The organism is Pectobacterium sp. HCp5_1 (assembly GCF_032905925.1).
In the GTDB taxonomy this organism is placed as follows: domain Bacteria; phylum Pseudomonadota; class Gammaproteobacteria; order Enterobacterales; family Enterobacteriaceae; genus Pectobacterium; species Pectobacterium brasiliense_A.
Genome location: NZ_JAUMIO010000033.1, coordinates 1 through 23,857, shown reverse-complemented (window position 1 = coordinate 23,857; position 23,857 = coordinate 1). Strand labels below are relative to the sequence as shown.

21 protein-coding genes are annotated in these 23,857 nt (G+C 53.9%); 15 read left to right on the top strand and 6 right to left on the bottom strand.

Translation table 11 applies throughout. The annotated features are described in order from the left end of the window. Window positions 1-130 precede the first annotated feature (130 nt). On the top strand, window positions 131-952 hold the full coding sequence (locus tag Q3A88_RS18015) for a pyridoxal phosphatase (RefSeq protein ID WP_014914706.1): 822 nt from the start codon (window positions 131-133) through the stop codon (window positions 950-952). A 69-nt stretch (window positions 953-1,021) separates the two neighbouring features. Here the strand turns inward: Q3A88_RS18015 and glk are convergent, their stop codons facing one another. Then, on the bottom strand, window positions 1,022-1,987 hold the full coding sequence (glk, locus tag Q3A88_RS18010; RefSeq protein WP_102116622.1) for a glucokinase: 966 nt from the start codon (window positions 1,985-1,987) through the stop codon (window positions 1,022-1,024). A gap of 187 nt (window positions 1,988-2,174) precedes the next feature. Here glk and Q3A88_RS18005 point away from each other — a divergent pair, with 187 nt between their 5' ends. The 4 genes from Q3A88_RS18005 (at window position 2,175) to Q3A88_RS17990 (ending at window position 6,873) form a co-directional block, all read left to right on the top strand. Beyond that, window positions 2,175-3,419 carry an MFS transporter gene (locus tag Q3A88_RS18005; protein WP_039517077.1) on the top strand — a complete coding sequence of 415 codons (1,245 nt, stop codon included), beginning with the start codon at window positions 2,175-2,177 and terminating at the stop codon, window positions 3,417-3,419. 130 nt (window positions 3,420-3,549) lie between these two features. After that, a complete protein-coding gene (locus Q3A88_RS18000) occupies window positions 3,550-4,620 on the top strand; it encodes a sugar phosphate isomerase/epimerase family protein (RefSeq protein ID WP_039554436.1) in 1,071 nt (356 codons plus the stop codon). Next, window positions 4,617-5,768, top strand: a complete 1,152-nt coding sequence (locus tag Q3A88_RS17995) for a Gfo/Idh/MocA family oxidoreductase (protein WP_317178389.1) — start codon at window positions 4,617-4,619, stop codon at window positions 5,766-5,768. The genes Q3A88_RS18000 and Q3A88_RS17995 overlap by 4 nt, the downstream gene beginning before the upstream one ends. Before the next feature lie 124 nt (window positions 5,769-5,892). Beyond that, window positions 5,893-6,873 carry a LacI family DNA-binding transcriptional regulator gene (locus tag Q3A88_RS17990; protein ID WP_039275563.1) on the top strand — a complete coding sequence of 327 codons (981 nt, stop codon included), beginning with the start codon at window positions 5,893-5,895 and terminating at the stop codon, window positions 6,871-6,873. Between the two features lie 76 nt (window positions 6,874-6,949). Here Q3A88_RS17990 and Q3A88_RS17985 read toward each other — a convergent pair whose 3' ends face one another. The 5 genes from Q3A88_RS17985 to Q3A88_RS17965 all read right to left on the bottom strand — a co-directional run bounded on the left by Q3A88_RS17985 (window position 6,950) and on the right by Q3A88_RS17965 (window position 10,869). Continuing rightward, window positions 6,950-7,813 (bottom strand): sugar phosphate isomerase/epimerase family protein, encoded by an 864-nt coding sequence (locus Q3A88_RS17985; protein ID WP_174435761.1) that lies wholly within the window; start codon window positions 7,811-7,813, stop codon window positions 6,950-6,952. A 237-nt stretch (window positions 7,814-8,050) separates the two neighbouring features. Next, the gene (gene modC / locus Q3A88_RS17980; RefSeq protein WP_014914698.1) at window positions 8,051-9,109 is read right to left on the bottom strand and encodes a molybdenum ABC transporter ATP-binding protein ModC; all 1,059 of its coding nucleotides are present in this window, start codon (window positions 9,107-9,109) and stop codon (window positions 8,051-8,053) included. Further along, complete coding sequence (modB, locus tag Q3A88_RS17975; protein ID WP_014914697.1) at window positions 9,109-9,798, bottom strand: molybdate ABC transporter permease subunit; 690 nt, start codon at window positions 9,796-9,798, stop codon at window positions 9,109-9,111. Before modB ends, modC begins: the two co-directional genes overlap by 1 nt. Beyond that, the gene (gene modA, locus Q3A88_RS17970) at window positions 9,798-10,568 is read right to left on the bottom strand and encodes a molybdate ABC transporter substrate-binding protein (RefSeq protein WP_014914696.1); all 771 of its coding nucleotides are present in this window, start codon (window positions 10,566-10,568) and stop codon (window positions 9,798-9,800) included. Before modA ends, modB begins: the two co-directional genes overlap by 1 nt. Window positions 10,569-10,713: 145 nt before the next feature. Next, entirely contained in the window at window positions 10,714-10,869 is a 156-nt protein-coding gene (locus Q3A88_RS17965; RefSeq protein WP_010285329.1) for an AcrZ family multidrug efflux pump-associated protein, read from the bottom strand. Window positions 10,870-11,189: 320 nt separating this feature from the next. Between Q3A88_RS17965 and modE the strand changes: the two genes are divergently transcribed. From modE to gpmA, 10 genes are all read left to right on the top strand, one after another. Further along, entirely contained in the window at window positions 11,190-11,981 is a 792-nt protein-coding gene (modE, locus tag Q3A88_RS17960; RefSeq protein WP_317178388.1) for a molybdenum-dependent transcriptional regulator, read from the top strand. 40 nt (window positions 11,982-12,021) lie between these two features. Continuing rightward, window positions 12,022-13,497 (top strand): molybdate ABC transporter ATP-binding protein ModF, encoded by a 1,476-nt coding sequence (gene modF / locus Q3A88_RS17955; RefSeq protein ID WP_317178387.1) that lies wholly within the window; start codon window positions 12,022-12,024, stop codon window positions 13,495-13,497. 198 nt (window positions 13,498-13,695) lie between these two features. Beyond that, a complete protein-coding gene (galE, locus tag Q3A88_RS17950) occupies window positions 13,696-14,715 on the top strand; it encodes a UDP-glucose 4-epimerase GalE (RefSeq protein WP_317178386.1) in 1,020 nt (339 codons plus the stop codon). A 124-nt stretch (window positions 14,716-14,839) separates the two neighbouring features. Further along, the gene (galM, locus tag Q3A88_RS17945; RefSeq protein ID WP_110162724.1) at window positions 14,840-15,886 is read left to right on the top strand and encodes a galactose-1-epimerase; all 1,047 of its coding nucleotides are present in this window, start codon (window positions 14,840-14,842) and stop codon (window positions 15,884-15,886) included. Window positions 15,887-16,024: 138 nt separating this feature from the next. Further along, window positions 16,025-16,477 (top strand): hypothetical protein, encoded by a 453-nt coding sequence (locus Q3A88_RS17940; RefSeq protein WP_110162725.1) that lies wholly within the window; start codon window positions 16,025-16,027, stop codon window positions 16,475-16,477. A 75-nt stretch (window positions 16,478-16,552) separates the two neighbouring features. After that, a complete protein-coding gene (locus Q3A88_RS17935) occupies window positions 16,553-16,906 on the top strand; it encodes a copper-binding protein (RefSeq protein WP_039552902.1) in 354 nt (117 codons plus the stop codon). Window positions 16,907-16,918: 12 nt separating this feature from the next. Beyond that, window positions 16,919-18,178, top strand: coding sequence for a TolC family protein (locus tag Q3A88_RS17930; RefSeq protein WP_317178385.1), 1,260 nt, complete (start codon window positions 16,919-16,921; stop codon window positions 18,176-18,178). After that, complete coding sequence (locus tag Q3A88_RS17925; protein ID WP_317178384.1) at window positions 18,175-19,677, top strand: efflux RND transporter periplasmic adaptor subunit; 1,503 nt, start codon at window positions 18,175-18,177, stop codon at window positions 19,675-19,677. Before Q3A88_RS17930 ends, Q3A88_RS17925 begins: the two co-directional genes overlap by 4 nt. Then, window positions 19,674-22,811: an efflux RND transporter permease subunit gene (locus Q3A88_RS17920; RefSeq protein WP_317178383.1), complete on the top strand. Its 3,138-nt coding sequence runs from the start codon at window positions 19,674-19,676 to the stop codon at window positions 22,809-22,811. Before Q3A88_RS17925 ends, Q3A88_RS17920 begins: the two co-directional genes overlap by 4 nt. A 137-nt stretch (window positions 22,812-22,948) precedes the next feature. Then, window positions 22,949-23,701 carry a 2,3-diphosphoglycerate-dependent phosphoglycerate mutase gene (gpmA, locus tag Q3A88_RS17915; RefSeq protein WP_010285317.1) on the top strand — a complete coding sequence of 251 codons (753 nt, stop codon included), beginning with the start codon at window positions 22,949-22,951 and terminating at the stop codon, window positions 23,699-23,701. The last annotated feature ends 156 nt before the right edge of the window (window positions 23,702-23,857 follow it).

Sequence of the window (23,857 nt, the reverse complement as noted above, 5' to 3'; positions counted from 1 at the left end):
CCGCCGCGCTGAATCCTTCGTCATCAAATCAACCTCAGACACTTTTATCTCGCTGTTGTCTGTCTATTTTTCGCCATGTCCTTTATCGTAAGGGTAATTTGATACCCACATTTTTATTTGCGAGATAACGATGACCTACCGAGTAATTGCACTTGATCTTGATGGTACGCTACTGAATCAACAGAAAAAAATCCTGCCAGAATCGCTTAGCGCACTCGCGCTGGCCCGTCAGCAAGGCATAAAAGTGATGATCGTCACCGGACGCCACCACTCGGCAATCCACCCTTTTTATCAGGGATTGCAGTTGGATACACCCGCCATCTGCTGTAACGGCACTTACGTCTATGATTACCAGCAGGGTCAGGCATCGCACACCAATCCGCTCTCTGTCGAACAGGCAAAAAATGTCATCACGCTGCTAGAGGAATGTGATATTCATGGGCTGATGTATGCCGATGACGATATGTATTACCAGTATCCGACCGGACACGTAGTCCGCACGCTGGCATGGGCTGCGAACCTGCCGGAACAGCAGCGCCCTCGTTTCGCTCAGGTGGAAAATCTGGTGCGCCAGACCGAAGCGTCTCACGCTATCTGGAAATTCGCGACCACGCACGCCGATGTTCCCACACTGAACCACTTCGCCGCAGAAGTAGAAAAGCAGCTCGGACTCGCCTGCGAGTGGTCATGGCAGGATCAGGTTGATATCGCCCAAACCGGCAACAGCAAAGGCAAACTGCTCCAGCAATGGCTTGGTGAACAAGGCATCAGCATGAAGGACGTCGTGGCATTCGGCGATAACTTTAACGATATCAGTATGCTCGAAGGCGTAGGATTGGGTGTTGCAATGGGCAACAGCGCCGATGAAATCAAGGCGAGAGCCGATCTGGTGATTGGCAGCAATGAAGAGCCTAGCATCGCCGATCTTATCCGTACCCGCATTCTGGCATAACCAACGATGACGCAATCAGGAAAAGCGACCACTCTCGCTTGCCTGATTGCGCTCGACTCGCAAACAGACTTATAGCGCGCTACCCAGCACCTGCCGCAGGTACGCCCCCGCCCCCATTAATCCCGGTTGCTCATGGGTAATCAGGTACACGGGGATATCCTGCATATAGCCTTTGAACCGCCCTTTGTCTTCAAAAGCCGCCCGAAAACCGGAAGCTTTAAAGAACTCAAGAAAGCGCGGAACAATGCCGCCAGCAATATACACGCCACCGAATGTGCCTAAATTTAACGCCAGATTGCCGCCGAAGCGTCCCATAATGACGCAGAAGAGCGACAGCGCACGGCGACAGTCCACATCCGTATTGTTGACAGCCCGTTCAGTAATATCTTTCGGCTCCAACTCCTCCGGCGTGCGGTCATCAGACAGCACCACAGCACGGTAGATATTTACCAGCCCCTGCCCGGAGAGTATGCGTTCAGCGGAAACATGCCCGAGCGACTGGCGCAAAACAGAGAGAATTTTGTCTTCTTCATCGCTATTCGGCGCGAAATCTACATGCCCGCCCTCACCCGGCAGGCTAATCCATTGATTGGCGGCATGGACCAGATGAGCAACGCCTAACCCCGTGCCTGCGCCATACACAGCAATGGGTTTGCCTGGCACAGGCTCCCCGCCGCCAAATTGGAGTAAATCCGCGTTAGCCATCACCGGCACCGCCATGGAAACGGCGGTAAAATCGTTGATGACCTCAAAATGGCGCAGACCCAGACTCGCTTTCATTTCTGCGATGGAAAATGCCCAGGTATGGTTCGTCATTGCCACCCAGTCACCGGTAATCGGGCAGGCAATCGCGATACAGGCATCCTGTACCGTGACCTGCCGCGAATCGAGATAATCACGAATGGCTCCTTCCAGCGAAGGAAAATCCAGCCCGGAATAGGTCTCGGTTTGCGATAATTCACCCGTTGTGGCATCACACAATGCCAAACGCGTATTGGTGCCACCGACATCGCCCACTAAAACAAAGTGCGTCATTCTTCTTTTCCCCTCAAGCAAAGCAGATTCCCGATCATTGCGCGAAAACAGCCAGCTACGCTATGGCTATATAACTTTCTAGTGATAAGGATCTCATTTATGGCTAAAAGCTGCGGTTAAGTTAAAAGTAATCGATTACATTTAGAAAACACAAATTGTAATCGATTACTTTTAAGAGGGATACCACATGGTTTCTTCATCTGAAAACACAGCTACCAAATCGTTACAGCCGGCCTTCGTGGTTCCCAGACTGTCACTCATGATGTTTCTAGAGTTCTTCATCTGGGGTTCATGGTCTGTCACCCTAGGCCTAGTTATGACACAGCACAACCTGGCCGCCATGATTGGCGATGCCTTCTCTGCCGGGCCAATCGCTTCAATCCTGTCGCCGTTTGTGCTGGGCATGGTGGTTGACCGCTTCTTCCCCTCACAAAAAGTCATGGCGCTGCTGCACCTGATCGGCGCGGTCATCCTGTGGTTTGTGCCTACCGCGTTAATCAACGAAGACGGCTCACAGTTGCTGATCCTGCTGTTCGCCTACACGCTGTGCTTTATGCCAACGCTGGCATTAACCAACAACATCGCGTTCCATAACCTGACTAATAGCGAGAAGAGCTTCCCGGTTGTGCGAGTCTTCGGCACCATCGGTTGGATCGTCGCCGGTGTCTGCATCGGAACAGCCGGCATCTCCGCAAGCGTCAATATCTTCTACGTCGCGGCCGCTTGCTCTGCCATTCTGGCAGCTTACAGCCTGACGCTGCCGCATACTCCAGCGCCGGCAAAAGGCTTGCCGCTGGCAGTGCGCGATCTGTTCTGTGCTGATGCCTTTGCGCTGCTGAAGAAAGGCCACTTTCTGGTCTTTGCCATCTGCGCGATGCTGATCTCTATTCCACTGGGCACCTACTACGCTTACACCGCGTCCTTCCTGAGCAATGCGGGTATCAGCGACGTCAGCACCGCGATGTCGTTTGGTCAGATGTCCGAAATCGTCTTCATGCTGATCATTCCGCTGCTGTTTAGAAAGCTGGGCGTGAAATACATGCTGTTCATCGGCATGCTGGCGTGGTTCGTGCGCTATGCCCTCTTCGCAATGGGCGTGAATGAAGAAACGCGCTGGTTGCTCTACATCGGTATCCTGCTGCACGGTATCTGCTATGACTTCTTCTTTGTCATCGGCTTCATCTACACAGACCGCATCGCGGGAGAGAAAATCAAAGGGCAGGCACAAAGTATGGTGGTCCTGTTCACCTACGGTATCGGCATGCTACTGGGCTCGCAGGTTTCCGGTGCACTTTATAACCGTCTCTTCGACAACGGCACGTTAAACGCGCCTGAAATCTGGGCGACCTTCTGGTGGATCCCTGCGGTTGCCGCAGCCATCATCGCCGTCATTTTCCTCTTCTCCTTCAAATATAAAGAAGAGCGGGCCTAATTATTTAAGACAGATTATTTAACGAGAAAATGGGATGAGGTCGCCTATGGCACCTCATCCCACTGCATTCTCCGCTATCGCAATCGTGCAACGGTATTCATGACCACACCCGTTGCCAAAGGAGGTAATAATGAAGACGTTAAAAGGACCGGGTATTTTTCTCGCCCAGTATATTGGCGATCAGGCTCCCTTTAACACGCTGGAAAATCTGGCGCAATGGGCAGCCGGATTAGGCTTTAAAGCGCTACAAATCCCCTGCAATCACCCGCACATTTTCGATCTGGCCACGGCCGCCGACAGCCAAACTTACTGTGATGATGTGAAAGGACTGTTGGCGCAGCATGGGCTGACCATCAGCGAACTGTCGACCCATCTGGAAGGACAGCTCGTTGCCGTCCACCCTGCGTATGACGATGCTTTTGACGATTTTGCACCACCGGCATACCGCCGCAATCCGCAGGCTCGCCAAGAGTGGGCTATTGCGGCAATCAAGCAGGCAGCACAGGCCTCTTCACGCCTAGGACTAAACGCCCACGCTACGTTTTCCGGTGCATTGGCCTGGCCCTATTTTTACCCCTGGCCACCGCGTAAAGAGGTCATGATTCAGGAAGCCTTTAAAGAACTTGGCCGCCTGTGGACGCCGATCCTCGACTGTTTTGACGAGCACGGCGTGGATGTGTGCTACGAGCTGCACCCAGGAGAAGATTTACACGACGGCGTAACCTTTGAACGCTTCCTTGATGTCGTCAATCATCACCCACGCGCCAACATTCTTTACGATCCTAGCCATATGCATTTGCAGCAGATGGACTACCTCGGCTTTATCGATCGCTACCATGCACGAATCAAAGCATTCCATGTGAAAGATGCAGAATTTAACACATCGAGCAAAAGCGGCGTCTACGGCGGCTATCAGTCATGGGCTGAACGCGCCGGGCGCTTCCGCTCACCGGGAGATGGTCAGATCGATTTCGGCGGCATCTTCAGCAAGCTGGCCCAATACGACTACGACGGTTGGGCGGTGCTGGAATGGGAATGCTGCCTGAAAGACAGCAATTGCGGTGCGAAAGAAGGGGCGGCGTTCATCAACCGCCACATTATTCCCGTCGCAGGACGCGCTTTTGACGATTTCGCCGCAACCAGCGACGATCGTCCGTTAGTCAGAAAAATGTTGGGATTAAAAGAGGAGAACGCAGAATGATTCGCGTTGGCATTATTGGTTCCGGTTTTATTGGCCCAGCACATATTGAGGCGATTCGTCGCCTTGGCTTCGTTGAGGTGGTGGCGCTGGCGGAAAATTCGCTCGATCTGGCGCAGCAAAAAGCGCGTCAGCTCAACATTCCCCATGCCTACGGCAGCGTCGCTGATTTGCTAAATCATCCCGGCATTGATGCGATCCATAACTGCACGCCGAACCATCTTCATGCGGCGATCAATAAACAGATTATTCAGGCAGGCAAGCACGTCTTTTCGGAAAAGCCGCTGTGTATGACCAGCGAGGAAGCGCGTGAACTGGTGGCGCTGGCAGAAGAAAAAGGCGTTGTTCACGGCGTCAGCTTTGTCTATCGCCAATTTGGCATGGTGCAGCAGGCTGCCAGTATGATTAAGCATCAGGAAATCGGCCGCGTCTTTGCGGTACACGGCGGCTATCTGCAAGACTGGATGCTGCGCGACACCGACTATAACTGGCGTGTTGAACCGGAGTACGGCGGCGTTTCCCGCGCGGTAGCCGACATCGGCTCGCACTGGTGCGACACGGTGCAGTTTATTTTCGGCCGGAAAATTGTCGAAGTCTTCGCCGATTTAGCCATCGTCCATCCGATCCGCAAATCCAATCGGAACGGTACGGCCACGTTTTCATCGTCCGATGCACCACCAGAGTACGACGACAAACCGGTCAAAACCGAAGACTACGCGACCGTGTTACTGCGCTTTGAGGATGGCAGCCGTGGATCCTTTACCGTTTCTCAGGTCAGCGCTGGCCGGAAAAATCGCCTGACGTTTGAAGTGAACGGCAGTGAACAGTCGCTGGCGTGGGATCAGGAAACGCCGCAACAGCTGTGGATCGGTCATCGTGATAAACCGAATCAGGTGTTGTCGGACGATCCTGGACTGCTGAACCCGGAAGCCGCCGCCGCGGTCCACTTCCCCGGAGGGCATATCGAAGGCTGGCCGGATGCGTTCAAGAACATGATGGCGAACTTTTATACCTATCTGCGCGACGGCAAACAGCCTGGCGTCGATCCGTTCAACTTTGCCACCTTCTACGACGGCGCGAACATCATGTTCATCATTGACGCCATCGTGCAAAGCCATCAGCAACAAACGTGGGTGAAGGTCGCCAATTAAGGCATCAGACCGTTCATTCTCTCACGGTATTCATCCCGCAGGTGCGACGCCTGCGGGATGCAGCCAGAGATATTTATGGTAATCTGCTCAGCCAAGCATAAGTAGCGTGAGTGCCTTCTGAATTATGTCGATTCAAAAAATAGCACGGATAGCTGGAGTCTCGGTTGCCACCGTTTCACGGGTGTTGAACAACATTGGTAGCGTGAAACCGCAAAACCGGGAACGTGTTCTCAATGCGATAAAAAGCAGCAATTATCAGCCGAACTTACTGGCCCGGCAGCTACGTACCGCGCGCAGCCAGATGTTATTGGTCATGGTTTCCAACATTGCCAACCCCTTCTGTGCCGATGTCGTGAAAGGCATTGAGGCGGAAGCGGAAGAAAACGGCTACCGCATTCTTCTGTGCAATTCAGGTGCCGATATCGTTCGCGCCCACTCCAGCCTGCAACTGCTGTCCGGTAAAATGGTCGATGGCGTGATCACCATGGACGCCATTTCAACGCTGTCTGCGCTTCAGGACATGATTGGCACCGCGCCTTGGGTGCAGTGCGCCGAGCATGACGATACATCCGCTATTTCATCCGTCGGGATTGATAACGCCGAAGCATCCCGTTTCGTGATTAATCACTTTATTGGCAAAGGCCGCCGCCGTATCGCCATGATTAACCACGACATGAATTACCTCTACGCCCAGCAGCGAGAGAAAGGCTATCGCGACGTTATCGCAGAGAATGGGTTTGATTACGGCAAAGTCGAATACGCCAGTACGCTGAGCTACTCAGGCGGAAAAGCCGCAATGAACGCGCTGCTTAACGATCCGGATCGGCCAGATGCCGTCTTTGTGGTGTCCGATACGTTGGCTGCGGGCGCACTGTCGGCAATTTGTGAGGCGGGATTGAGCGCGCCGCAGGATATTGCAGTGATCGGTTTCGACGGTTCAGAGCTGGGTTACATCACCTCGCCTCAGCTCAGTACGATTCAGCAGCCGTCCGCACATATCGGCAGAGAAGCGGTGAAATTGCTATTACAACAAATCGACCAGCCTGCCAGCGAAACAGAAAAGCGCTTACTGGAATGGACGTTTGTCGAACGGGCATCCAGCTAACCCAGATAGAATAAAACCAATCCTTTTTCATATCTTACAACCTGCGGCTCGCTGACCGCAGGTTGATAGCGCTTCCTTACTTACTTTTTATCTTACTCAGCTTTTCATACAGCGACTGGTAAGCTGCGGAAACAATGGCCTGTGGGTCTTTCGGCAAATCGTGTTCAGCAACAAACCACTGGGCACCGGCCTTAGACGCAGCAGGGAGAATCTCTTCCCACGCCAAAATGCCCTCACCCGGTGGGGCAAAGTTCATTTCATCATCGCGGATGCCGATTGATGTATTGTCTTTCGCATGAATTGAATAAATACGCCCTTTGTACTGGCGCAGGAGACGCACAGGATCCTGTCCTCCGCGCGATACCCAGGCGACATCCATTTCCAGCATCAGGTTCTCTGGCTCTGCCGCATCCATCATGATTTCCAGCGCGGTTTTACCGCGATACTTCTTCATCTCGAAATTATGGTTGTGATAAGCCAGCTTCATGCCCTGCTTCTTCAACTCACGTCCAAGATCGTTCATTTCCACACCAAAGCGCTTCCAGCCCTCTGCGCTATCTGGTCGGTCTTCTACGTTTAGCCACGGCACGATAATCATGCTGTTGCCGATGGCTTTGTTAAAGGCTACAACCTCAGCCATATTGCTTTTCAGTTCGCCAAACTGGACATGCGCAGCAATGGCTTTCAACTGATACTTTCCTAATAACCCCTTCATTTCTGACGCACTAATGTCATGCGTCCCCACCAGCTCAACCGCCTTAAATCCAGCGCCTCGCGCCATGGAAAATTGCTCGTCGAGCGTATTCAAGCTGCGCAGCGTATACATCTGCAACGCTATTTTTTGGTTTTCTGCTGGACGCTCGGCAAGCGCCAAACCCGATGAAACTATCAACAATAGCGGTATAGCGAACGCACGGCGCAATAACGTCATACAAGGCATGTCCTTCTCCTATTTTTATCCCGTAGCACAGGTGAAAACAAAAAGTAATCGATTACTTTTTGTGATGAAAAAATAACAACGCGGGGATAATTTATCTGACTACCTTGTTTACGCGGTAGAAAAAACGAATTGAAAATCACTCTCAATACTCGTTTTGTTATCTTAGTCACAGAATATCGACTGATTCACGAGATAGACCGAGCGATATGAACGGCTGTTCCATCGCTCGGCCTGTGCTTACGCCGTGATCGACACGCTCTTAATCTGCGCGTAGATCGTTTGCCCAGGATGAAGTACGAGATCGTCCCGTGCCCACGGAGTAATACGGGACCACAGCGTCTGCTGGCCGATCGCAAGCTTCACTTCAACCTGTTCGTCGACATCAATGCATTCCACCACGCTGGCACGCAGCACATTACGGATACTGCTTTTTTCCGGCGGCTCCAGCACCAGAGAGACATCGGCAGCATTCACGCGAATGCGCAATGCGGCGTCCTGCGGGAGTTCGACTTTTCCGACCCACACCTGCTGGTCGCCTAATGCCAGCGCTGTCATTGCGTAATGCTCATGCTGAGCCAACACGCGCGCACTCAGAATACTGCTCTGTTCGTCTTTCGGTAACCACGGGCGTAGCGCGCTGCTGGCCCATACCTCTTCCAGCAGCCCCTGCGCTTTCACCTTGCCTTTATCAAGCACCACGACATGATCGGCTAACCGGACAATCTCTTCCAGACTGTGGCTGACATACAAGATCGGGATATTGACTTCTTTCGCCAGACGCTCCAGATACGGCAACAGCTCGCGCTTTCTGGGTAAATCCAGCGACGCCAGCGGTTCATCCATAAGCAGTAGTTCCGGTGCGGTCAGCAACGCCCGACCAATCGCAACACGCTGTTTTTCGCCACCGGACAGCGTCCGTGGATAGCGATTCAGCAGCGGCTCAATACCCAGTAAATTGACGATGTCATCGAACTGCGATTCCATTGTCTCCGCCATGCCGTAGCGCAGATTACCGCGCACGCGGTAGTGCGGAAACAGGCGAGCATCCTGAAACACATAGCCGATTCGCCGCTTTTCCGGTGGTAAAAAAACACGCTGCTGCGTATCCACCAGCACATGATTATTGAGCACAATCCGCCCGCCATCTGGGCGCGTCAGGCCAACAACGGCGTTGATCAGCGAGGTTTTCCCTGCCCCGGATACGCCGAAAATAGCGGTAATGCCGTTTGCAGGCAGTTCAGACTGAACGCGAAGTTCGAGACTACCCAGTTGTTGATGAAAATCGAGTTGCAGCATTATCCCCCCAACCGCTTGCGGCTCCAGTTTGTTAGCCATTCCGATGCTAACAGCGCAGCCAGCGACAAGACGATGGCAATGATACACAGCCTTGCTGCATCAGCCTCCGCGCCGGGCGTTTCAATCAGGGTATACATCGCCAGTGGAATAGTTCGGGTTTCGCCGGGGATATTAGAAACAAATGTAATGGTCGCGCCAAATTCGCCCAGCGAGCGGGCAAAGGCCAATACGGTTCCAACGACAATCCCAGGAAAAGAGAGAGGTAATGTGATGGTGAAAAACACGCGCCACGGCGAGGCACCCAGTGTTCGAGCGGCCTGCTCCAGATGCGTATCGACGGCATCAAGCGACAGCCTGATCGCCCGAACCATTAGCGGAAATGCGACAATCGCCGACGCTAATGCGGCACCGCGCCAGCTAAAACTAAAGCTAAAGCCGAACCAGTCATAGAGCCAGGAACCGATTACGCCGCGTCTTCCCATTGCCACCAACAGCAGATAACCAATAACCACTGGCGGCAGCACCAGTGGTAAATGGATAATGCTATCCAGCAGTGATTTTCCGGGGAACCGACAGCGCACTAAAATCCACGCCATCAGTATCCCAAACGGCAAGCTGCACGCCACGGCCACAACGGAAACTTTGAGGCTCAGCTCAACCGCCTGCCATTCGTAATCACTCAGCATCATTAACGCGGCGCGAAGCCGTAACGTTTAAATACCGCTGCCGCTTCTGGCGTTTTCAGGTAATCATAAAAACCGGTAACCGCCGCGTTTTTATGCTCTTTGACTATTGCCATCGGGTATTCGACAGGCTTGTGGCTCGTCGCAGGGAATGTACCGACGACTTTAACTTTGTCGCTGGCAACCGCGTCAGAACCATAAACGATACCCAACGGGGCTTCTTCACGCTCCACCAGCGCCATAGCTGCACGTACGTTATTGGCGCGCGCCATCAGCGGGGAGAGTTCATCCCAGGCTTTCAAATTCTGTAAGGCTTCTTTGGCATAGATCCCAGCAGGCACGTGATCCGGATCGCCAACGGCCAGACGTCCGCCTTTCAGCAGGCTTTTCCAGTCGGTTTTATCGTCAATCTTAATCTCTTTCTGCGCACTCGCCTTCGGCGCAATCACCACCAGCTCATTGCCCAGTAGCGTGTGACGCGTAGCGGTGTCCATCAGGTTTTTATCCTGCGCGTAGTCCATCCACTGCTGGTCAGCGGAGATGAACAGATCGGCAGGCGCACCTTGCTCAATCTGGCGCGCCAGCGTTGAGGATGATGCGTAAGACGCCACAACAGCGACATTTTTCTCTTTCTGATATTGCGTGGCGATTTCCTGCAACGCATTCGTCAATGATGCGGCGGCGAATACAGTAACTTTATCTTCTGCTGCCGCAGGCAGCGCCATTCCTGCACTGAGGGTCAGTGCGGCAAACCATTTTAACCATTGCTGCTTCATTCTTGTCTCCTGACAATTATCGTTGTGTAAATAATAATATAACGAATTATGAAGCAGTGTCATGCGCTTTAAAGAGGTAGATAGGGGAGGTAGAAAAGAAATGTCCGGCTAAAAGCCGGACATCAAAATAGGAAAGGATCGTGAATCAGTGCTGATTCTTTGCGCGCTGGCCGTCGGAATGACCGATGCGGGACAACACGTTAAACACTTCGCCCAGGCAATAAATTGCCCCCATGATAACCACCATCATCACAGGAACCATGGCAACTGCAAACAGCAGGCTCTTCAACAACTCCAACATGCTTACCTCACTTATTGCAACGGTTACCGCTACTTTAGCCCGTCTATACCCGTCATACTTCAAGCTGCTTGTGCGTTGGCGCCCTTACTCACCCCAGTCACTTACTTGTGTAAGCTCCTGGGGATTCGCGCGATTGCCGCCTTCACGCAACCCGAATTATCTAGGGTAAAATGCGCTATTTCACTGTAAGCCGAGATCGTCGTAATTGCCACGTAGTCTACCGCAGTAATAGAAAATAGTGCGTCTATTTGTGCGATTTGCCCCTGATGAAGAAAATAGCGACAATACAGAGAATTAAACTCACCAACGGTGCCCTCACTATGCAGGCTGAAATTCTTCTCACCCTGAAACTCCAACAGCGTTTATTCGCCGATCCGCGGCGCATTGAATTGCTCAAGCAAATTCGTCATACCGGTTCAATCAGCCAGGGCGCCAAGCTGGCGGGGATTAGCTATAAAAGCGCATGGGATGCCATCAATGAGATGAACCAGTTGGCCGAGCAGACCATCGTCGAACGTATGACCGGTGGCAAAGGCGGTGGCGGGGCCCAGGTTACCCGCTACGGCGAACGTCTTCTCCAGTTGTACGATTTGCTCGCACAGATTCAGCAAAAAGCCTTTGATGTCTTGCAGGAAGACGGTCTGCCGTTAGATAGCCTGCTGGCAGCCATCGCGCGTTTCTCACTGCAAACCAGCGCACGTAACCAGTTTTTTGGAACCGTGCTCGCACGCGGTAAAGAACAAGTGCAACAACATCTGGATCTTTTACTCGCCGATGGTAAAACAACGATCAGCGCCCTGATTACGCAACAAAGCGCCGAGCGCCTGCAATTACAGAAAGGGAAAGAGGTGTTGGCACTGATTAAAGCACCGTGGATCGATGTGTACGCTGCAACATCCACCGCACCTGATGTTGATAACGTCTTATCAGGGCAAATTCAGTCCATTCAGCACGGTGTGGAAAACAGCGAAATTCTGATTACGCTGACCGGGGGGGAAACCCTGTGTGCCATGGTGCCGAATGTCTTGCTTGAGCAGCAAAAGCTGCAACAGGGCGCGGATGTGAAAGCCTGCTTCAATGCGGACCGGGTTATTATCGCCACACTTTGTTAATGTCGCTTTAGCGCTATCGCCGTCTGACGAAGGATAGAAAATGTCATTGTTAAAAATCACTCAGGGGCTGTTTCGTCTCAGCGACACCCGCATGCTGCGTCTGGACGAACTGACGCTCGAACAAAACCAGTGCTGGGCCTTTGTTGGGGCCAACGGAAGTGGTAAATCTGCACTGGCGCGGACGCTATCCGGCGAACTGCCAATATTGCGTGGCGAACGAACAACGGGATTTCAACGCCCCGTCCGACTGTCGTTTGAACAATTACAAAAACTGGTTTCTGACGAGTGGCAGCGCAATAACACCGATCTGCTCAGTGAAGGTGAAGACGATACTGGCCGCACCACGGCAGAAGTGATTCAGGATAGCCTCAACGATCCCGGGCGTTGCCAACAGCTGGCACACCAGTTTGGTATTGCGAATTTGCTGGAGCGCCGCTTCAAGTACCTCTCTACGGGGGAAACCCGTAAGGCGATGCTGTGTCAGGCGCTGATGCCTCAACCCGATCTGCTGATTCTCGACGAGCCTTTCGATGGGTTGGACGTTGCCTCCCGTCAGCAGCTTGCCGATGAACTGAGAAAACTGGCAGGCACCGGTTATACGCTGGTGCTTATTCTGAATCGCTTTGACGACATCCCTGATTTTATCAACCATGTCGGTGTGCTGGCAGACTGTACGCTGACCCGCGTCGGCGAGCGTGAAACGATCCTCTCTGAAGCGCTGGTGGCCCAGCTCGCGTTTAGCGAAAAACTGTCGGGAAGTTCGCTGCCAGAACCGGAAGATTCGCAGCGGTATATGACGCTTCCCGCTGACGAGGCACGCATTCGGCTGCGTAACGGCGTGGTGCAGTACAACGACCGCCCTATTCTGCACGAGCTAACATGGGAAGTGTTGCCCGGTCAGCATTGGCAGATTGTCGGGCCCAATGGCGCGGGGAAATCGACGCTGCTCAGCCTGATTACAGGCGATCATCCGCAAGGCTACAGTAACGACCTCACGCTGTTTGGCCGTAAACGCGGCAGTGGTGAAACCATCTGGGACATCAAGCGCCATATCGGTTACGTCAGCAGCAGCTTCCATCTGGATTACCGCGTCAGCACCAGCGTGCGCAACGTTATCCTGTCAGGCTTTTTTGACTCTATCGGTATTTATCAGGCCGTTTCCGACCGTCAGCGCCACCTGACCGAACAGTGGCTCACTCTGCTTGGGCTCAATGGCGCTATTGCCGATACCCCGTTTCAGTCGCTCTCCTGGGGTCAGCAGCGTCTGACGCTAATTGCCCGCGCGTTAGTCAAACACCCCGCCCTGCTCATTCTTGATGAACCGCTACAGGGGCTTGATCCGCTCAATCGCCAACTGGTACGCCGCTGGCTGGATATTCTGATTGGCGAGGGCGAAACGCAGCTACTCTTTGTCTCTCACCATGCGGAAGACGCGCCCGAGTGCATCACGCATCGGCTCACTTTCGTCCCGCACAACGACATCTACCGCTACCAGATTGACGAGTTATGTAAATAACGCCTAAAAACAGGGATGATAACGCTACCACAAAATAAAATGTAGGGTAGAAAGCCAGGCTCATTTACACTGTAGCCTATGCTTCACTCAGTTTACTCGTAAAGAAACCATCGATAACAGAGGCAGATTCTCGCTGTAGATCACCTTTTTCTGCCCCTAACCATGTTATTTTGCTGCATTGCGATAATAGAGGTCATTATGAACGTTCTTGTTACAGGTGGTAGCGGTTACATAGGAAGTCATACTTGCGTACAATTGCTGGCTGCCGGGCACACTCCCATCATTCTCGATAACTTGTGCAACAGCAAGGCTAGCGTCGTTAAAACCATTACACGCTTAACCGATAAGACACCCGTTTTTTATCAGGGCGATATCCGCGACAGCGCGCTGTTGGACGATATTTTCGCTAAGCATTCCATTGATTCTGTCATCCACTTTGCCGGCTTAAAAGCCGTGGGCGAATCAGTACGTGAACCGTTGAGCTACTATGATAATAACGTCTACGGTACGCTCGTGCTGGTAGAGGCGATGAAGAAAGCCGGCGTGAAAAATCTGATTTTTAGCTCCTCCGCCACCGTCTATGGCGATCAACCACGCACGCCCTATCAGGAAAGTTTCCCCACAGGGCACCCTGCCAGCCCTTATGGCCGTAGCAAGCTGATGGTCGAGCAAATCCTGCAAGACTTACAGCATGCAGAACCGGAATGGAGTATTACGCTGTTGCGGTATTTCAACCCGGTTGGTGCCCATCCATCGGGTGAAATGGGTGAAGACCCACAAGGTGTGCCCAATAACCTGATGCCTTACATCGCTCAGGTTGCTGTCGGACGTCGCGACTCGCTGGCGATTTTCGGTAATGACTACCCTACCGCTGACGGCACTGGCGTGCGAGATTATATCCACGTCATCGATCTGGCTGAGGGTCATATCGCCGCCATGAACACCCTGCAAAATCGTGCTGGCGTGCATATTTATAATCTGGGCGCAGGCGTAGGCTACAGTGTATTGCAGGTCGTCGAAGCCTTCAGTCAGGCCTGTGGCAAGCCGCTGGCTTACCATTTTGCCCCACGTCGTCAGGGCGATCTGCCTGCTTATTGGGCAGATGCCGAGCGTGCAGCGAAAGACCTTAACTGGCGAGTCACACGCTCACTGCAAGAAATGGCGCAGGACACCTGGCGCTGGCAGTCCAACCACCCCAACGGGTACGACGAAGAATGACGGCGTTTTTTCACGCTGAGTGACAGATAAGGGAAGCGCGGCAGAGCGGATTTCTGCAACCTTCCCCTATTTGCAACCATCGGCCAACCTTCTCTATCTTCTCAGGCCTCTACAGGAGCAAGTCATGTTGAATGAAAGTCTTAGCACGCTGGCACCCGATGGTCAGCCGTTTCAATTAACGACCTTGCAGAATCAGGCAGGCATGCGCGTGCGCCTGATGGACTGGGGTGCAACCTGGCTTTCCTGTGAGCTGCCTCTACCAGAGGGTGAGGTGCGAGAAGTCTTATTGGGCTGTGCATCGCCCGAGCAATATCCGCGACAAAGCGCTTATCTCGGTGCATCGATTGGCCGCTATGCCAACCGCATAGCCAAAGCCACCTTCAGTCGAGAAACCGAAACGTTCCATCTGGTTCCAAACCAGAACGAGCACCAGTTGCACGGTGGCCCAGAAGGCTTTCATGCTCGCCGCTGGCGAATTGCCAGTCAGGATGCCGCGCAGGTGACTTATCAACTGCACTCGCCGGATGGCGATCAAGGCTATCCAGGGCATCTCAACGTACAGGTGACCTACGCGCTGACCGAACATAATTCGCTGGAAATCTCGTATCAGGCGACCGTAGAGAAAGCCTGCCCCGTTTGCCTGACCAACCACGCGTATTTCAACCTTGATGGCGATCTGACTGACGTCCGTAAGCACCAACTGCAACTGTTTGCCGACTATTATTTACCGGTTAATAGTTCGGGCATTCCTAACGCCGATCTGACACCGGTAAACGCTACCGGCATGGATTTCCGCCAGCCAAAAACGCTGGAAGAAGATTTCCTGCGCGACAGCGATCAAATGGCCGTCGGCGGCTACGATCACGCTTATTTATTGCATCGCACCTGCGGTTCCAGCGAAAGTCCGGCTGCCAATTTATGGTCATCCGATGGCCGCGTACTGATGAGCGTTTTCACCAGCGCTCCCGCCTTACAGCTCTACAGCGGCAACTTTCTGGCCGGAACGCCCTCGCGAGACGGCGGTCAATATGAAAACTATGCCGGTGTCGCACTGGAAAGTGAATTCCTGCCGGACAGCCCGAATCACCCCGACTGGCCGCAGCCCGACTGCTGGCTGAAACCGGGGAAAGTCTATCGCTCAGATACCACGTACCAGTTTCTCGTACAGTAACCGAACAGCAAAACATAATTAACCCATTGATAACATTGGCAGATAACTTTCTGCCAATTTACAAAACTATGCTATTCCCCGCTTGCCCCCTTCCCGCTCAGACGCATACACTGCCAAAACGTCCAAAAAGGAAATGCCATGTCCGCATCATCACGGTCTCCATTATTCATTCACCATCTGCGCCATAAAGGCAGGTGGGGATGGCTATTGGCGCTGTGCTGGTTTTTCCTGAATGCACAACTGGCTATCGCAGGCCATCAATGCGATATGACGATCAGCCAGACATCCCCCGCACTCCAGCATCAGGCACATCTGCAACAGGCTGACGTTCAGCCGTTATCATCTCATGCTCAGCATACGGCTAAAGCGTCTTACGTTGCCGATCAGCAAACGCCGCTGTGCGAAAAACACTGCGTGCCGGATAGTGTGAAGCAGGATAATGGCTCGCTGGCATTATTAGCGCTGCCGGCCAGCGGTGAGCTAGTCTTAGCGGATAATCCTGTTACCCTTAGTCCGGCATCCGATGTCTGGCTCTCGCCTCCTGCGGTCGGCCCCCCGGCTGAAATCCGTTTCTGCCGATTCAGAGAATAACCCAAGCGATTGATAACTCCTGCGCCAGCGAGCGCAACATCTTGTTTATCAATTATTTTTATTGGGATTATTTTTATGCGTATCACTTATATGGCTTTGATCAGCAGCCTGATTTTTTCTGTTTCTTCCTTCGTCTTCCCCGTGTGGGCAAACGACCACCAGCATCACGCGATGATGACGACCACTCCCCCTGCGGCCACAACAGCCGCTTATCAAACTACTGGGATTGTTAAGCAGTGGGACACCAATAGCGTCACGCTCTCTCACGCGCCGATTGCCGAGCTCAAATGGCCTGCCATGACGATGGCCTTCGCGCTGCCATCCCGCGGAGGAATCACGCCGTTGCCCGTCAACACACCCGTTACGTTCAGCTTTATCCAGAACGATAGCGGCTACACCCTGACCGCGATTACGCCACAGCAGCCTTAACCGGAGCACACCATGAACTTATCCAAACACGCTGCTGCGCGCGCGTGTCTGGCGATGTTGCTGTGGCTGCCTGCCGCCGTCTTTGCGGCAGATCTGAGTCTTGAACAGGCTTTACAGGCGGCGGAGCGTTACTCCGCCGATCTGTCGGCCAATCAACACCAGATTAATGCGTTACAGAACATGGCCGACTCCGCTACACAGCTTCCCGATCCAAAGTTGAAATTTGGCGTCGAAAATTTGCCATTGGGTGGTAACAACGGTAGCCGGCTCACGCGTGAAGGCATGACGATGCAGCGTATCGGCGTCATGCAAACTTATGTCAGCAGCCGTAAGCGAGATAGCAAAGCGCAGGCTATTCGGGTCGAAGCCGAAGCACTGCAAAGTAATAGCGAAAGTATTCGTGCTCGCCTGCAACGGGAAACGGCACAGGCATGGCTGGATCTGGCGCTCTCCCAAAAGGCGTTGATCGACGTCACAGCGTTGGTCAACGAAAGCCAGCGGCAGATCGCCTCGCAAAAAGCGAGTGTGGCAGCAGGCAGTGAGGCCAGTAGTGTTCTGGCTGCCCGCCTGACGCTGGCAGCCATGCAGGACAGACTGGCCGATGCCGAGCGTGATACCCGCATCGCACACGCCCGACTGGTGCAGCTTACCGGCGTGACGGATATCAACGTGCACGGCGAACTGCCTCGCTTTGAACGGCTACCTGCCTCACCCGAAGTGCTGGGTAACGCCATTCATCAGCATCCAGAAATGCAACAGGCGCAGCGTGAAGCCGAACTGGCTCAGGCTCGATCTGCACAGTCAGCCGTTGCCGCCATCCCCAATGTCGATGTTGAAGTCTATTACGCAAAGCGTGGAGATGATTACGACGACATGGCGGGCATGATGGTAACGGTCGATCTGCCGCTGTTCACATCCAAGCGTCAGGATAAGGACTACGCCGCAGACCTATCACGCAGCATGGAAGCACGCGACAGAGTCTTGCTCACTGAACGAGAGCATCAGGCACAGCTCGATACGTTGATAGCCCAATATCAAGCGGCACAGTCACGCTGGCTGCGGCAGAGCAACGATGTTCTTCCGCTGCAACAGCAGCGCATCAAACTGATTCAGGCTCAGTATCAATCCGGCAGCAGCAACCTTTCTGCCGTATTGGATGCCCGCCGGGCGCTGCTCGAAAGCCGGATCGCCGTTCAGGATACCGCACGGGAGATGGCCCAATATTGGGCCGCTATCCGCTATCTGACGCCACAAGGAAGCCCTACGCGATGAGCAAAACAATCACGAACAAATCACTGAGGTTTAGCCTCATGACGCTGGCTATCCTCAGCGCGGGTGGCGTGGGTTATCTGGTGGGTAAACAGCCAACGCCACAGTCTTCTTCCGCTGCAGCGTCAGCACGTACCGTCCTCTATTGGTACGATCCGATGGTGCCGGATAAACGCTTCGACAAACCGGGGAAATCCCCCTTTATGGATATGGAACTGGTGCCCCGCTACGCCGATGAAGCGCAGAGTGATGGCGGTATTACGGTCAGCGCCCGCCAGCAGCAAAACCTCGGTGTTCGCACAGCGCGCGCGGAAATGCGCGAACTTTCCAGTAGTAGCACAGGTTACGGCACCGTCACACTCAACGAACGTGGATTACACACGCTGGTGGCACCCAGCGGCGGCATTGTCGAGAAACTCACGGTCAGTGCGCTACAACAGCAGGTGAAGAAAGGCGAAACGCTGGCGACATTGTGGAACCCGACCTGGGCAGCGGCGCAGCGCGAATATCTGGCGGTACGGCAGTTGGGCGACGACATTCTGACTCAATCGGCTCGCCAGCGGCTGGCACTGATCTTCATGCCAGAAGCAATTATTCGGCAGGTCGAGCGTAGCGGTAAGCCGCAGGACAGGATCGCGATTACCGCGCCGGAAGACGGCTACGTGAATAAGCTAGAGGTGCGGCAAGGCATGCAGTTAAGCCCTGCCCAGCCGTTATTTGAACTTGCCAGCCTGAATCCGGTGTGGGTGGATGTCGATTACCCCGAGTCGCAAGCCGCGCAGCTCACTCTCGGCAGCGACATCAGCGCGACCAGCAGCGCCTGGCAGGGTAAAACGTTCCATGGCAAGATCAGCGAACTGCTGCCCGTATTAGATAGCACCACACGCACGCTAAAAGCGCGCGTGGTACTGGATAACCCGCAACAGCAGCTTAAACCCGGTATGTACCTGACCGTGCAGTTTTCTCACGCTCAGGCACAGCCGCGTCTGGCGATCCCGCAGGAAGCGCTATTGGTCAGCGGTAGCCAAAACCGGGTCTTACTGAGTGATGGCACTGGTCATTTTACCCCACGTAACGTCACGGTGGGCGCGTCGCTGGGCGACTGGGTCGAAATCCTCAATGGACTGAAGGCAGGTGACAACGTGGTCACTTCCGGTCAGTTCCTGATTGATTCCGAAGCCAGCCTGCGCAGCGCCCTACCGCAGTTTGATGCGGAAAAGCCAGCAGCCCCAGAAACGTCGGCTGCGCCCGTTGGCTATCATACTCAGGGAGTCATCAGGGCGATAAACGGCAATCAGGTCACAATCGAACATGAAGCGGTTCCGGCACTCAATTGGTCACCGATGACGATGGATTTCACGCTGCCACCCTCAGGGTTGCCGCAGGGAATGGGAATAGGCAGTACCGTGCGTTTCCAGTTCAACATAGACGACAGCGGGATTCACGTCCTGAATTTTTCTACCACTGACGATCCGCATGCCAGTCACGGAGGCCATCCATGATTGCCTACATCATTCGCTGGTCGCTCAAAAACCGTCTTTTGGTTTTACTGGCAGCGCTGTTCATGGCCGCGTGGGGCCTGCTGTCGCTACAAAAAACGCCGCTGGATGCTTTGCCCGATTTATCGGACGTACAGGTCATCATTCGCGTCAGCTATCCGGGAAAAGCACCACAGGTGGTGGAAAATCAGGTGACCTACCCGCTGACGACCACCATGCTTTCCGTTCCGGGGGCCAAGACGGTACGGGGCTTCTCCATGTTCGGCGATGCCTACGTTTATGTGCTGTTTGAAGATGGCACAGATCCTTACTGGGCGCGTTCTCGCGTGCTGGAATATCTCAGCCAGATGCAATCCAGCCTGCCAGCCGACGCCAAGACGTCACTCGGCCCGGATGCCACTGGTGTTGGCTGGATTTACGAATATGCGCTGGTCGATCGCAGCGGCAAATACAGTCTGGCCGACCTGCGCGGCTTTCAGGACTGGCTGCTGAAATATGAGTTGAAAACGGTGCCTGATGTGGCGGAAGTCGCCAGCGTGGGCGGCATGGTCAAACAGTATCAGATCGTCGTCGACCCGGAGCGCATGCGGACACAGGGCATCACCCACCAGCAGATCGTCAGTGCCGTACAGGCCGCCAATCAGGAAAACGGCGGTTCCGTGCTGGAGTTGGGCGAAGCAGAGTACATGGTGCGCACCACGGGTTACCTGAAAAGTATGCAGGATTTTAACCACGTGGTGATTACCACCCGCAACGGTATTCCCGTGCTGTTGCAGGATGTGGCTACGCTCAGAGAAGGGCCGGAGATGCGGCGCGGCATCGCCGAATTGAATGGCGAAGGTGAAGTGGCGGGCGGCATCATCGTCCTGCGCTATGGCAAGAATGCGCTGAATACGCTGCATGCCGTCAAAGCGCGGTTACAGGAAATACAGAAAAGCCTGCCCGCGGGGGTAGAAATCGTCCCAACCTACGATCGTTCGCAGTTGATTGAACACGCTATCGATACGCTCAGCTTCAAGCTGCTGGAAGAGTTTGTCGTCGTGGCGATTATCTGCGCCCTGTTTCTGTTTCACTTCCGCTCGGCGCTGGTGGCGATCATCAGCCTGCCGCTGGGGATTCTGGGGGCGTTTATCATCATGCGCTATCAGGGTGTGAACGCCAATATCATGTCGCTGGGCGGTATTGCGATTGCTATCGGCGCGATGGTGGATGCCGCGATTGTGATGATAGAAAACATGCATAAAGTCATTGAGCAGTGGCGACATGAGAATCCAGGGAAACAACCGCAGCATAACGAGTGGTGGCAGTTAGCGGAACGGGCCGCGGTAGAGGTAGGGCCCGCGCTATTTTGCAGCCTGCTGATCATTACGCTGTCGTTTGTCCCCGTGTTCTCACTGGAAGCGCAGGAAGGCCGCATGTTTTCACCGCTGGCCTTTACCAAAACCTATGCCATGGCCGTCGCCGCCGGATTAGGCATTACGCTGGTGCCGGTATTAATGGGATATTTTGTTCGCGGCAAGATACCGGACGAACAGGCGAACCCGATTAACCGCTGGCTGATTGCCGCCTATCACCCGGTGCTGCAAAAGGTGCTGAGCTATCCAAAGACCACGCTGCTGGTCTCCGGCTTGCTGTTGCTGTTGACGCTCTTTCCACTCAGCCGTCTGGGAAGTGAATTCATGCCGCCGCTGGATGAAGGCGATCTGCTGTATATGCCTTCCACCCTGCCCGGTATCTCCGCGCGTGAGGCGGGTCGTCTACTGCAACAAACGGACCGGCTGATTAAAACCGTGCCCGAAGTCGAATCGGTCTTTGGTAAAGCAGGCCGTGCCGAAACGGCGACTGACCCCGCCCCGCTCACCATGCTGGAAAGCACAATTAGGTTGAAACCGCGCGACCAGTGGCGCGAAGGCATGACCATGGACAAGCTGGTGGCCGAGTTGGATCGCACCGTCAGCCTGCCGGGTATTGCCAACGTGTGGGTGCCACCGATTCGCAACCGGCTGGACATGCTGGCCACCGGCATCAAAAGCCCGGTGGGCATCAAGGTTAACGGCAATAATCTGGCCGATATCGAACGTACCGCCGCGCAAATCGAGCAGGTGGTGAAGCAGGTTCCGGGTGTAACATCTGCACTGGCGGAACGGCTGGCGGGCGGGCGCTATATCGATATTGATATCGACCGGCAACGCGCTGCGCGCTACGGTGTGTCCGTCGAGGAACTTCAGTCGGTGGTTTCTACACTCATCGGCGGGCAAAATATCGGCGAAACGATTGAAGGTCGCCAGCGTTATCCCATCAATATCCGCTACCCGCGTGAATTACGCGATTCGCTGCAAAAATTGCGCGATCTGCCCATCGTGACGGCAAATGGCAGCAGAGTGACGCTGGCAGAGCTGGCTGATATTCGCGTCAGTGAAGGGCCACCAATGCTGAAAAGTGAAAACAGTCGCCTGTCGGACTGGATTTACGTCGATCTGCGCGGTCGCGATCTGAAATCCGCCGTTGAAGACATGCAACAAGCCGTTGCCCAGCAGGTCACGCTGCCGGAAGGCGTTTCACTGAGCTGGTCCGGTCAGTTTGAATATCTGGAACGCGCTACGGAGAAAATGAAAGTCGTCGTACCCTTTACGCTGCTGATCATTTTTGTGCTGCTGTATGTCACCTTCAACCGCATCAAAGATGCATTGCTGATCATGGCAACCTTACCTTTCGCGCTGATTGGCGGCGTCTGGCTGCTCTATATCCTTGGCTATAATCTTTCTGTAGCTGGTGCCGTGGGCTTTATTGCACTGGCGGGCGTGTCGGCGGAATTCGGCGTCATCATGCTGCTGTACCTCAATCATGCGGTAGAGAAACACCGCGTGGCAGGTCAGACGCTGTCACGCCAGCAGTTGATGGATGCCATCCACGAAGGGGCGGTTCTGCGCGTACGGCCAAAAATGATGACCGTCGCAACGATTATGGCAGGGCTGCTTCCCATCATGTGGGGCGGCGGTAGCGGATCCGAAATCATGCAGCGGATTGCCGCGCCGATGATCGGCGGGATGGTGAGCGCTCCTCTGCTGTCGATGCTGGTGATCCCTGCGGTCTATCTGTTATTGCACAAGGGGGATTCCGGTTTGCTGAAACGGTAAAGCCAGAGCGTGATTTTACGCAAATAACCTGCGGATAAATCACGCTTGCCATCGACTATCGATTGCCGATAACGGTTCTCCCCCCCTATAATGAAATCAGTTATCACAGAAATCTTAGGATAGGAAGGAGTTTAGCTATGGCTGTAACTAAGCTGGTACTGGTAAGACACGGTGAGAGCCAGTGGAACAACGAAAACCGCTTCACAGGCTGGTACGATGTCGATCTATCCGACAAAGGCCGTTCAGAAGCCAAAGCCGCAGGTCAGCTGCTGAAAGACGAAGGTTTTGCCTTTGATTTCGCTTATACCTCCGTGCTGAAACGTGCCATTCACACACTGTGGAATATACTGGACGAGCTGGATCAAGCCTGGTTGCCAGTTGAGAAATGCTGGAAACTGAATGAGCGTCACTACGGCGCGTTGCAGGGCCTGAACAAAGCCGAAACCGCTGAGAAATACGGTGACGAGCAGGTTAAACAATGGCGTCGTGGTTTTGCAATTACGCCTCCAGAGTTAACGCGTGATGACGAACGTTTCCCGGGCCACGATCCGCGTTACGCTTCTCTGAGCGACAAAGAGCTGCCACTGACTGAAAGCCTGGCGCTGACCATCGACCGTGTTGTGCCTTACTGGAACGAAACTATCCTGCCACGCGTCAAAAGCGGTGAGCGTGTGATCGTTGCGGCTCACGGTAACTCACTGCGTGCGCTGGTGAAATATCTGGACAACCTGGGCGAAGACGAAATTCTGGAACTGAATATCCCAACTGGCGTGCCATTGGTTTATGAGTTCGACGAGAACTTCAAGCCAATCAAACGTTACTACCTGGGCAACGCAGACGAAATCGCTGCAAAAGCTGCCGCAGTAGCGAATCAGGGTAAAGCGAAGTAATTTACCCCTGAATGAGAAAAACCCGGCCTGTGCCTAACACCGTTCACTTAAGATGTTTTGAGTGAACGGGATACTGGGTTTTTGAGATCCGAACGGTCCTTTCTTTGGGCCGTCTTCTCTTTTCTGGCAGGATAAATTGCTTCACATTCTCCCGCA

Bases quoted from the DNA above. Each gene is read 5' to 3' on its own strand.
- Q3A88_RS18015 (WP_014914706.1), top strand. From the start codon at position 131: ATGACCTACCGAGTAATTGCACTTGATCTTGATGGTACGCTACTGAAT.
- glk (WP_102116622.1), bottom strand. From the start codon at position 1,987: ATGACGCACTTTGTTTTAGTGGGCGATGTCGGTGGCACCAATACGCGT.
- Q3A88_RS18005 (WP_039517077.1), top strand. From the start codon at position 2,175: ATGGTTTCTTCATCTGAAAACACAGCTACCAAATCGTTACAGCCGGCC.
- Q3A88_RS18000 (WP_039554436.1), top strand. From the start codon at position 3,550: ATGAAGACGTTAAAAGGACCGGGTATTTTTCTCGCCCAGTATATTGGC.
- Q3A88_RS17995 (WP_317178389.1), top strand. From the start codon at position 4,617: ATGATTCGCGTTGGCATTATTGGTTCCGGTTTTATTGGCCCAGCACAT.
- Q3A88_RS17990 (WP_039275563.1), top strand. From the start codon at position 5,893: ATGTCGATTCAAAAAATAGCACGGATAGCTGGAGTCTCGGTTGCCACC.
- Q3A88_RS17985 (WP_174435761.1), bottom strand. From the start codon at position 7,813: ATGCCTTGTATGACGTTATTGCGCCGTGCGTTCGCTATACCGCTATTG.
- modC (WP_014914698.1), bottom strand. From the start codon at position 9,109: ATGCTGCAACTCGATTTTCATCAACAACTGGGTAGTCTCGAACTTCGC.
- modB (WP_014914697.1), bottom strand. From the start codon at position 9,798: ATGATGCTGAGTGATTACGAATGGCAGGCGGTTGAGCTGAGCCTCAAA.
- modA (WP_014914696.1), bottom strand. From the start codon at position 10,568: ATGAAGCAGCAATGGTTAAAATGGTTTGCCGCACTGACCCTCAGTGCA.
- Q3A88_RS17965 (WP_010285329.1), bottom strand. From the start codon at position 10,869: ATGTTGGAGTTGTTGAAGAGCCTGCTGTTTGCAGTTGCCATGGTTCCT.
- modE (WP_317178388.1), top strand. From the start codon at position 11,190: ATGCAGGCTGAAATTCTTCTCACCCTGAAACTCCAACAGCGTTTATTC.
- modF (WP_317178387.1), top strand. From the start codon at position 12,022: ATGTCATTGTTAAAAATCACTCAGGGGCTGTTTCGTCTCAGCGACACC.
- galE (WP_317178386.1), top strand. From the start codon at position 13,696: ATGAACGTTCTTGTTACAGGTGGTAGCGGTTACATAGGAAGTCATACT.
- galM (WP_110162724.1), top strand. From the start codon at position 14,840: ATGTTGAATGAAAGTCTTAGCACGCTGGCACCCGATGGTCAGCCGTTT.
- Q3A88_RS17940 (WP_110162725.1), top strand. From the start codon at position 16,025: ATGTCCGCATCATCACGGTCTCCATTATTCATTCACCATCTGCGCCAT.
- Q3A88_RS17935 (WP_039552902.1), top strand. From the start codon at position 16,553: ATGCGTATCACTTATATGGCTTTGATCAGCAGCCTGATTTTTTCTGTT.
- Q3A88_RS17930 (WP_317178385.1), top strand. From the start codon at position 16,919: ATGAACTTATCCAAACACGCTGCTGCGCGCGCGTGTCTGGCGATGTTG.
- Q3A88_RS17925 (WP_317178384.1), top strand. From the start codon at position 18,175: ATGAGCAAAACAATCACGAACAAATCACTGAGGTTTAGCCTCATGACG.
- Q3A88_RS17920 (WP_317178383.1), top strand. From the start codon at position 19,674: ATGATTGCCTACATCATTCGCTGGTCGCTCAAAAACCGTCTTTTGGTT.
- gpmA (WP_010285317.1), top strand. From the start codon at position 22,949: ATGGCTGTAACTAAGCTGGTACTGGTAAGACACGGTGAGAGCCAGTGG.